This is a genomic window from Asticcacaulis sp. (genome assembly GCF_020217185.1).
Lineage (GTDB): Bacteria > Pseudomonadota > Alphaproteobacteria > Caulobacterales > Caulobacteraceae > Asticcacaulis.
In genome coordinates this window covers 1-10,000 of the sequence record NZ_JAIWNX010000055.1, presented here as the reverse complement: position 1 = coordinate 10,000, position 10,000 = coordinate 1, and the positions used below count along the sequence as shown (strand labels likewise).

Below are 10,000 nucleotides of genomic sequence, written 5' to 3'. Positions count from 1 at the left end.
TTTCTAGGCCTGCCCGGCGGTTTCGCCGATCTGACCCTTTTGCTGCATGTAGAGCGCGGCAAAGTCGATGGGTTCGACGAAGAAGGGCGGGAAGAAGCCGCCGTCCGAGGTCGCATCGGCGATGATGCGGCGGGCGAACGGGAAGAGGTAGCGCGGGCATTCGACCAGCAGGGTCGGCTCGATCGCCGCTTGCGGGACATTGGCCAACTGGAACAGACCGCCATAGACCAATTCGATGGCGAACATCGGGCCTTCGGGGTTCGACGCCTTGACCGACAGCTTCAGATCGACTTCGAACAGGCCATCCGGGCGGCCCTTGGCGTTCATTTCCACGCCCATGTCGATTTCAGGACGCTGATCCATGCGCAGCGAGTTGGGCGCCCGCGGGTTTTCAAACGAGAAGTCGCGGATGAACTGGGCCAGAACCTGCATATTGGCAGGCAGCGGGCCGCCCTGAGCCTCGGTGGCCGGGCCAGTGCCGTTTTCGGCGGGGATCGAATCGTCAGCCATTAAACTTAAAAACTCCGTGGCGCGTATAAAATTCGGTTGAAAACGGCCCTAGCACGCACAAAATCGATTGGCAATCAAACGAATGGTTCCGTTTACCTCAACTTTGCCTATATAGGGAAGACTAGACCTTGCTGTACCCCTGTTCGGAGACGTTTTGATGCCCTGGGACCTGCTGATTCTGGCCTTGATCGCCGTGGTCGTGCTGTTTCAGCTGTATAACGTGCTGGGCCGCCGCGTCGGCTTCAAGGCCGAAGACAAACCCGTGGTCCCCAAGAGCGATGACTCGGAAGGCCCGTTCAACCGGCCGGGACAGGAGCCGAAGGCGCAGCCCGAACGCCTGCGTATGCCTAATCTCGACGCGCTGAAGGCGCGCGATGCCCATTTCAATGAGGTCAATTTCGTTGAAAAGGCGCGCGAAGCCTATGAACAGATCGTGCTGGCTTTCAATCGTGGGGAAATCGAAGGCCTCAAGGATCGTCTGTCGGAAAGCGTCTATGGCGTCTTCGCCAAGGCCATTGAGGCGCGCGGTGAACAGAAGGCCATGACTGTGTCTTTTGTCGAAGCGCCGAAGACGGATCTCGATCAGATCGACCTGAAAGACGACCGGGCTCTGGTGCGCGTACGCTTCTTGTCGGAACTTCTCTATGAGATGGCCGACACAGACGGTGGCGAACCGAAAAAGGCGCATCGCCGAACGGCGGAATTCTGGACCTTCCAGAAAAACCTCAAATCGCCGACCAATCCGTGGATTCTGTCCCGTGTCGAGGCCGCCAAGGCATGAACCTGAGGGGGAGGGCAGGGGTGCTGACCGCCGCGCGGCGTTTGCTCGCCTATGGATGCGTGTCCGTGGCGGCGCTGAGCCTGGTGGCGTGCGTCGAAACACCCAAGCCCCCGCTGGGCCCGTCACCCGTACCGTCACCGCCTGTCCCCCAGACAGACCCACAGCCGGTGCCGACCCCGCCACCGTCTGAGCCTCTCCCCCCGCGACCGTCGCAAAGCCTGTCGGTCCTGCCGGGTTGGGAGGAGACAGACCCCTTTATTGCGCTAGAAGCCGTGCGTGGGGCCTGCGCCTATCGACAGGGGCGGCAATATGCCAGGGCCTGCGATGCCCTGAAGGCACAGGCGTTTGAACAGCCCGAAGAAATCAAGCAATGGCTTGAGGCGCGCTTTCGCGTTGAACGCATCGAAGGCGAAGGGTTGCTGACCGCCTATTTCGTGCCGGAATACCCGGCGACCACCACCCCTTCGGTCGAGTTTTCGCAACCCGTCCGCACTAAACCCGCCGATCTGGTACTGGTCGATGGGGCGCAGATGACGCCGCCGCAGCCGGCGGGTAAGCGCTTTGCGGCGCGCCGGGCAGGCGAGCTTTATGTGCCCTATTACACGCGCGCCGAAATCGAAGCCCAACCGGTAACGGGCCCGGCCTATTACATGCGGCCCGAAGACTATTTCTTTATGCAGATTCAGGGCTCCGGCTATCTGACGCTGGAAGACGGTACACGCTTCATGGCGGCCTATGCCGCCGATAATGGTCTGCCGTTTGTGGGGATTGCCAAAACCCTGACCGAACGCGGCCTGATGAAGAAGGAACAAACCTCCGGCGAGGCGATCCGCCAATGGCTGGCCGATAATCGCGGGCCGGTGGCGCAGGAAGTAATGAACCAGAATCCGCGCTACGCCTTCTTCTCTATGGATATGACCAAGATGGAACCCCTGGGCGCGGCAGCGATCCCTCTGCCGCCGGGGGCGGCCATTGCCATTGACCCGTCCTTCCACCCTTATGGGGATTTGTACTGGGTCGATGCCGATGCAGGCTCACTCAGCGGTGCCTTCCCGGCCTATCGTCGCATGGTGGCGGCCCTCGATACGGGCGGGGCCATTCGCGGAAAGATTCGCGCCGACCTCTATATGGGCCACGGCGACCGCGCGGGCCGCGAAGCCGGGCGCGTCAAGCACAAGCTGCGCCTGTGGCGTATCGTTCCGGCGGAATAGATTAAAAATCAAACACCAGCCGGATGGCCCGCAGCGTCATATAGGCCAGTATGCCGGTACTGGCGGCAAACACGCAAAAGCGCAGGATGACGTGGTTGCCGATGCCCTGCACCAGACTGTGGACGATGCGCAAAAGCACGTAAATCCACGCCAGAACCACAAACAACTGATCGGCGAGGCCGGACACCTGTATCCCCAGACTGAGGGCGTAAAACAGCGTCGGCTGTTCGGTCAGGTGCGTATAGTTGTCCGCCACGGCACGCACATCAGCGGGCAGGCGAAACAGGTGGCGCTTATCGGCAAACAGCTGAAAATCCTGACCCAGTTGCAGCATGGCGGGTATGCGCCGGGCATAGAGCCAGACGAGCACAATCAGTGACCAGGCAATAAGGGCAAGGAGCGGGGCAACCATGCCTCCACTCTTGCTGTTGGAACCGGTAAAAAAGCGTTAACCATAACGCCCACACCAGGACGTGCGAGGTATTTTCTTATCTCCGTCGCGTGGTGCGCGCGGGCTTTTTCATCGAGCCCAGAAGCCCGCGCACCAGCTCACGACCGAGCGTCACGCCGATGGTGCGGATGACGGAGACGGCGACAGAGGTGACGGCTTTTTCCGTGGCCGAGGGTTTATGCACCTCCGGCTTTTCGCTCTTTTCGGCGCGGGGAGTTTCGACCTCAGCCGCTTCGCTCTCCTCGGCCCTGGCGCGTGCCGTCAACAGTTCAAACGCCGATTCACGGTCGCGAAGAGTGTCGTACATGCCCGATACCGGCGATTTGGCGATGATGGCGGCGCGCTCGGCTTCTGTGGCGGGCCCCAGACGCGACGCCGGGGGGCGAATTTTTGATTTGGCCGTGACGGTGGGCGAGGCCTTTTCGTCGAGCACCGAGATCAGCGCCTCCCCGACGCCCAGACCCTGAATAGCCTCGATGGTGTCAAAGGCCGGGTTGGGGCGGAAGGACTGCGCCGCGGCTTTCAGCCCCTTTTGTTCAGCGGGCGTGTAGGCGCGCAGGGCGTGCTGGATGCGGTTACCGAGTTGCGCCAAGACCGAATCCGGCACGTCGGCCGGGTTTTGCGTGACGAAATAGATGCCCACACCCTTGGAGCGGATCAGGCGCACCACCTGTTCGATCTTTTCCAGCAACGGCTTGGGCGCTTCGTCAAACAGAAGATGCGCCTCGTCGAAGAAGAAGACCATGCGCGGCTTTTCGGGGTCGCCAACTTCGGGCATGACTTCGAACAGTTCAGACAGCAGCCACAGCAGAAATGTCGAATAGAGGCGGGGGCTGCCGATCAGCTTGTCGGCGGCCAGCACATTGACATAGCCCTTGCCGGAAATATCGGTACGCATCAGGTCTTCCAAGCGCAGCGCCGGTTCACCGAAAAACTGCTCACCGCCCTGACTTTCGAGCGCCAGCACCTGACGCTGAATGGCACCAATGGAGGCGGCGGACACCTGACCGTACTGGGCGCTGATTTCCTTGGCATTGTCGGCCACGTGGTTGAGCATGGCGCGCAGGTCCTTAAGGTCGAGCAGCAGCAGCCCTTCCTTGTCAGCGACGTGGAAGACGATGTTCAGCACGCCTTCCTGCACCTCATTGAGCTGAAACAGGCGCGCCAGCAGCAGCGGACCCATATCCGAAATCGTGGTGCGGATCGGGTGACCTTTTTGGCCGAACAGGTCCCAGAAGACGACCGGGGCGGCGGCGGGCGTAAGCTCGATCCCCATTTCCTGTGCGCGCGCCAGAAGCTTTTCATTGGGCGCTCCGGGCAGGCTGATCCCTGACAGATCGCCCTTCACATCGGCCGCAAAAACGGGCACGCCGGCGTCAGAAAAAGCCTGAGCCAGTACCTGAAGCGTCACCGTCTTGCCCGTACCCGTCGCACCTGCCACGATGCCGTGACGGTTGGCGCGGTTGAGCAGAAGCGTCTGATGGCCGTCGGCGGAAAAGCCGATGTCTAATCCCTGAGTCATGTCGTTATCCTGTGTCGGAACCCCATGAATAAAGCGTCGCGAAGGCCTTTGGCAAAAGGTATTTCAGTTGCGCCGCACCAACACCAAAGAACACAGTTCTCTCACACAGAAGTGATAACAGCGCGATCAGGACTGATTAGGGTCTGAAGACGTGCGTGCTACTATCACAACAGCTCAGCAATGAGTCGTGGTTTGCGTCGCTTCCCCCCATAGGCCGCGCAGCCATTTCCGGGGTGGCCCTTCCCCCCATAAAGGGTGGCTCCGAAGAAGCCGCTCACCCGCCAGACCGGGTGAGCGGCTTATCCTTTAGAGCGGAATGATTTCTGATGGAATCATTCCGCTCAAGCCGCCATTGAGGCGGCGGCCAAGGTGGCAAAGCCACCGCCCGGCGAGGGGCTAAACAAAAATCTAGATCATTATGTTTCTACCAGAAATCATAATGATCTAGGCGGGCGGCGAAGGCATGACCCCATTCCGTTTCGTCAGAAACTTTATTTTCCCCAAGCCGTTGTCTTCGCCTGTGCTTTTGGCGGATAATTCACTTATTATATAGGTGTGAGCCTTAGCTTTACGCCATCAAGCGCAGTGGATGGAACTCATGGACGACCTCAGCCTTTCGACCGAACTTGACGCCCTTGTCGCGGATGCGCGGGCAGGCATAGAGGCGGCCTTCACCGCCGCGCTCAAGGGTCCGGCGGATGAGGCGGCGCGCAGCTTTCTCGCCCAGTGTCTGGAAGACTATGATCCGGAAGAGATGCCGGAACTGAGCCTCGAAGAGGTGGGCCGCCTCTTCGCCGAGTCCTGGGGCCGCGCCGCGGTGCGCGACGGGGCCGGGGCCTTGAAGACCATTACCCCGGTCAACAGCGCCTTTGATGTCGTTGAGATCGTTCAGCCCGACGCCCCGTTCATCGTTGAAAGCGTAATGGGTGAGCTGATTGATCAGGGCCTGATCATCCGCTCCATGTTCCACCCGGTTGTCACCGTCAATCGCGACGATACGGGCCAACGCGGCAGCGGCAAGGCGGTCACCGAATCCCTGATGCTGGTCTTTGTCGGCCGGCAGCCCGCCGAAAAACACGCCGCCATCCTGTCGGGCGTAGAGACGACACTGAATGATCTGCGTGCCGCCGTGCACGACTTCCCGCGTATGCAGGCCTTGCTGGCCGAAGAGATGACGGCGCTGGAAGCCCTGAGCCTGCACCCGGTGGTGCAGATCGACCCGGCGGTGCTGCAGGAAGAACTGGCCTTCCTGCGTTGGGTGTCGGAAAACCATTTCGTCCTTCTGGGGGCGCGCACCTATGTCTATCCGCGCAGCGCCGACGGCAATTACGTCGCCGAAGAACCGCTGAACCTGTTGCAGGAAGAATACGGCGTCTTGCGCGACAAACGCGCCATCCTGCGTCGCGGATCGGAACCGGCCATCCTCAGCCGTGAGCTGCTGAGCCATCTGGCCAGCTCCGAGCCGGTCACCGTGGCCAAGGGCAATCTGAAGTCGCGCGTCCATCGCCGCGTCTATATGGACTATATCTCGATCAAGCATTACGGCGCTGATGGCAAACCGTCGGGCGAAACGCGCTTTGTCGGCCTGTTCACTTCGGACGCCTATGACCGTCCGGCCTTTGAAGTGCCGCTGATCCGCAAGAAGTGCGAGCACGTCCTGAGCGAGTCGCGCCGGCTAGGCTTCAACAATGGCGGCTATGCCGAAAAGCGTCTGAAGAATATCCTCGAAACCTATCCGCGCGACGAGCTGTTCCAGATTCAGGAAAGCGATCTCTTACGTATTACGCGCGGCGTGCTGCACATTTCCGACCGGCCGCGTGTGCGGCTGTTTGCGCGCCGTGATCCGTTTGACCGCTTCATTTCGGTGCTCCTCTATCTGCCGCGCGATACCTATAGTGTTTCGGTGCAGGAACGCGCCGGGCGGTTGCTGGCCGAAGGCTTTGGTGGCCGCGTCAGCGCGCTTTATCCGTTTGTGACGGGCGGTGCGCTGTCGAGCATCCACTACATTATCGGTGTCACGCCGGGCGGCCATCCGGACCCCAATCTGGCCGATATCGAAGACCGCGTGACCGATCTGACGCTCGACTGGGCGCAGCGCGTCGAGGATGCGGCTCTGGAAGTCGGCCAGACGCAGGCCGACTATGTGAAATGGGCGCGCGCCATCCCCGTCGCCTATCAGGAACGCTATGGCATCGACGAGGCCGTCACCGATATCGCCATTCTGGCCGGACTGGATGAGGCGCACCCGCTCACTGTGCGCGCCTTTCAGCCGCAAGGGGTCAGCGACCGCTTCTCGCTGAAACTGTATGACCGCGCTGAAACGGCCATTCCGCTGTCCGACATCCTGCCGGTGCTGGAGCGCATGGGGCTGAAGACGCTGGAGGAGTTCGGTCACCGCATCGAATCCGCCGACGTGCCGCGCCATTTCATTCACGAATTTATCGTGCAACTCCCCGCCGCGCACCCGACGGCCTTCGCCGATTTCCGTGAGGATTTCGAAGGGGCGTTGATGGCGCTGTGGCGCGGTGAAACCGAGATCGACGGCTTCAATGCCCTGACGCTTCTGGGTCTGAGCTGGCGCGAAGCCGCGCTTTTGCGCGCCCTGTGCAAATATCGCGGTCAGTCGGGTCTCGACCCCAGCGCCATCGTTCAGCAGCAGGCCCTGCGCGCCTATCCGGATGTAGCGGCGGCGCTGGTCTATCTGTTCGATCTGAAATTTGCCGTCAATGACACGCCCATCGGCACGCGCAAGGTTGAGGTCGAGGCGGCTTTGTCGCGTATCAATACGCTCTTGCAAGGCGTGACCTCGCTGGAGCACGACCGTGTCCTGCGGCGCATCGCGGCCCTGATCGGGGCCATTCAGCGTACCAACTACTACCAGAAAAAGGGCTATATCTCGTTCAAGATCGCTTCGCGCGAGCTGGCCGATCTGCCCGATCCCAAGCCCTACCGCGAAATCTTCGTCTGGTCGCCGGTGGTCGAAGGCGTGCACCTGCGCTTTGGGCCCGTCGCGCGCGGGGGCCTGCGCTGGTCTGACCGCAAGGAAGATTTCCGCACCGAGGTGCTGGGCCTCGTCAAGGCGCAGCAGGTGAAGAACGCCGTCATTGTGCCCGTCGGTTCCAAGGGCGGCTTCTATCCCAAGCAGCTCCCGGCGGGAGGCGCGCCGGACGCTATTCGCGCCGAAGCCGTGCGGGCCTATAAGATGTATCTGTCGGGTCTGCTCGACATCACCGACAATCTGGATGCCCAGGGTGGCATTATCGCGCCGAAGGACGTGGTGTGCTGGGACGCGCCGGACCCCTATCTGGTCGTGGCGGCGGACAAGGGCACGGCGACCTTCTCCGACATCGCCAATGGCGTGGCGCGCGACTACGGCTTCTGGCTGGATGACGCCTTCGCGTCAGGCGGCAGCGTCGGTTACGACCATAAGGTCATGGGCATCACGGCGCGCGGCGCGTGGGAAGCGGTCAAGCGCCATTTCCGCGAACGCGGCAAGGACATTCAGACCGAGGCCTTCACTACGGTCGGCGTCGGCGATATGTCAGGCGACGTTTTCGGTAACGGCATGTTGTTGTCGAAGCAGACGAAGCTGATCGCGGCCTTCGATCACCGCGACATCTTCATCGACCCGACCCCCGATCCGGCTGTGTCCTTTGCCGAGCGTGAGCGTCTGTTCGCCCTGCCGCGCTCAAGCTGGCAGGACTATGACAAGGCGAAGATTTCGACGGGCGGCGGCGTCTTCTCGCGCGGTCTGAAGTCGATCGAGCTGACACCGGAAATCCGCGCCGCGCTTGATATTCAGGCCACCAGCCTGACGCCGTTTGAGCTGATGCAGGCCATTCTGCGTGCCCCGGCGGAGCTGCTCTATTTCGGCGGCATCGGCACCTATATCAAGGCGGCGTCGCAGTCGCACCTTGAGGTCGGGGACAAGGCCAATGACGCCATCCGCGTCGATGCCGGCGATATTCGTGCTGCCGTGATCGGGGAGGGGGCCAATCTGGGTATCACTCAGGCCGGTCGCATCGCGCTGGCGGCGCAGGGCGTGAAGCTCAATACCGACGCCATCGACAATTCCGCGGGTGTCGATTGTTCGGACCACGAGGTCAATATCAAGATCCTGCTGGGTCGTCTGGTGCAGTCTGGCCGCATGACCATCGAAGCGCGAGACGTACTTCTGGCTGAAATGACCGATGAGGTCGGGCATCTGGTGCTGAAGGACAACTACGCTCAGACGCTCGCTCTGACCCTTCTGGAATCGACGGCGCTCAGTGACAATGCCTCGATGCAGGCCTTTATGACGGCGCTCGAAAAGCGCGGCAAGCTGGACCGCAAGGTCGAAGGCCTGCCGACCAATGCGCAGTTGGAGGCGCGCAAGGCGCAAAATGCCGGGCTCTATCGTCCGGAACTGGCGGTGGTGCTCGCCTATGGCAAGATCGTGCTGTTCGACGACCTCATTGAGACGACCGCCATCGACGATCCGGTGTTCGAAGAGGCCCTGATCGACTATTTCCCCAAGCCGCTGCACGGCTTTATTGACGACATCCGCGCCCACCGTCTGCACCGCGAAATCGTGGCCACGGTGCTGTGCAATGAGATGATCAATATTCTGGGTCCCAGCTTCCCGATGCGTCTGCAAAAGGCGGCGGCGGTTGATGCCGGGGCGCTGGCCCTGTCGTTCGAAGGGGCGCGGCGGCTGTTCGGGACCGATGACCTGTGGGCCGAGGTCTCGGCGCTCGATACGCAGATTCCGGCAGCGGCTCAGACGGCGCTTTATAACGCCATCGCCACCTTCCTGCGCCGTCAGGTCTATTTCATTGCCCGCCGGTTTGCCGGTCGTCCGGAAACCCTGACCGAGGTGATCAACGCCTATCAGACGGGTATTGCCACCCTGTTGTCGGCGCAAGGCGTGCTCAGCCCCAACGAAGCGGCGCGCGTCGAGGCACGGGCGCAAAAACTGATCAGTGCCGGGGCGCCCGAAGACCTGTCGCGCCGGGTGTCAGCCCTGTTGTCATGGACCAGCGCCATCGACATGGTCGATCTGGCCGAAGGCGAGGACGTGGTCGAAGCGGCGCGCCTCTATCTGGCAACCGGGGAACGCTTTGGGTTTGACCGTCTGCGCGCCGGAGCGGGCGAGCTTTATTCCGCCGATCCGTGGGACCGTATGGCCATCCGCCGCCTGATCGAAGACATCTATGCCGAACAGAAGTCGGTGGTGGCCGCCGTGCGTCGCGACGCTCAGGGGCTTGAGGCCTGGGCCGAAGCGCAGGCCGCACAGGTGGCACCGTTGCAGTCCCTGCTGGGTGAAATCGAAGGCTCAGGCGCCGGTTGGAGCTTCGCCAAGCTGAGCATCGTCAATGCCGCCCTGCGTCAGTGGGTGCAGAAACTATGAGAAAGTTTCTGGTCATCGCCGACGACAGCGCCGAATTCCGCGCCGCACTGAGCTACGCCTCGGTGCGGGCGCGCGTGACGCAGGGCATGGTCACCCTGCTGCGCGTCCTGCCGCCCACTGACTACAGCCAGTGGGC

At 61.7% G+C, this 10,000-nt stretch carries 6 protein-coding genes; 3 read left to right on the top strand and 3 right to left on the bottom strand.

Annotated elements, in window-relative coordinates; genetic code table 11:
- Positions 1-3 precede the first annotated feature (3 nt).
- Positions 4-432 (bottom strand): protein-export chaperone SecB, encoded by a 429-nt coding sequence (secB, locus tag LDL37_RS02630; RefSeq protein WP_232037117.1) that lies wholly within the window; start codon positions 430-432, stop codon positions 4-6.
- A gap of 235 nt (positions 433-667) precedes the next feature.
- On the opposite strand from secB, the gene LDL37_RS02625 reads away from it, so the two are divergent.
- Both LDL37_RS02625 and LDL37_RS02620 read left to right on the top strand, forming a co-directional pair.
- Entirely contained in the window at positions 668-1,291 is a 624-nt protein-coding gene (locus LDL37_RS02625; protein WP_290793928.1) for a Tim44/TimA family putative adaptor protein, read from the top strand.
- Positions 1,292-1,311: 20 nt separating this feature from the next.
- Positions 1,312-2,502 carry an MltA domain-containing protein gene (locus tag LDL37_RS02620; protein ID WP_290793926.1) on the top strand — a complete coding sequence of 397 codons (1,191 nt, stop codon included), beginning with the start codon at positions 1,312-1,314 and terminating at the stop codon, positions 2,500-2,502.
- Position 2,503: 1 nt separating this feature from the next.
- On the opposite strand, the gene LDL37_RS02615 is transcribed toward LDL37_RS02620, so the two are convergent.
- Positions 2,504-2,914 (bottom strand): MAPEG family protein, encoded by a 411-nt coding sequence (locus tag LDL37_RS02615; RefSeq protein WP_290793923.1) that lies wholly within the window; start codon positions 2,912-2,914, stop codon positions 2,504-2,506.
- A 76-nt stretch (positions 2,915-2,990) separates the two neighbouring features.
- Entirely contained in the window at positions 2,991-4,475 is a 1,485-nt protein-coding gene (locus tag LDL37_RS02610) for a helicase HerA-like domain-containing protein (RefSeq protein WP_290793920.1), read from the bottom strand.
- A 589-nt stretch (positions 4,476-5,064) separates the two neighbouring features.
- Between LDL37_RS02610 and LDL37_RS02605 the strand changes: the two genes are divergently transcribed.
- Positions 5,065-9,864: an NAD-glutamate dehydrogenase gene (locus LDL37_RS02605; RefSeq protein ID WP_290793917.1), complete on the top strand. Its 4,800-nt coding sequence runs from the start codon at positions 5,065-5,067 to the stop codon at positions 9,862-9,864.
- Positions 9,865-10,000 lie beyond the last annotated feature (136 nt).

Bases quoted from the DNA above. Each gene is read 5' to 3' on its own strand.
- secB (WP_232037117.1), bottom strand. From the start codon at position 432: ATGCAGGTTCTGGCCCAGTTCATCCGCGACTTCTCGTTTGAAAACCCG.
- LDL37_RS02625 (WP_290793928.1), top strand. From the start codon at position 668: ATGCCCTGGGACCTGCTGATTCTGGCCTTGATCGCCGTGGTCGTGCTG.
- LDL37_RS02615 (WP_290793923.1), bottom strand. From the start codon at position 2,914: ATGGTTGCCCCGCTCCTTGCCCTTATTGCCTGGTCACTGATTGTGCTC.
- LDL37_RS02610 (WP_290793920.1), bottom strand. From the start codon at position 4,475: ATGACTCAGGGATTAGACATCGGCTTTTCCGCCGACGGCCATCAGACG.
- LDL37_RS02605 (WP_290793917.1), top strand. From the start codon at position 5,065: ATGGAACTCATGGACGACCTCAGCCTTTCGACCGAACTTGACGCCCTT.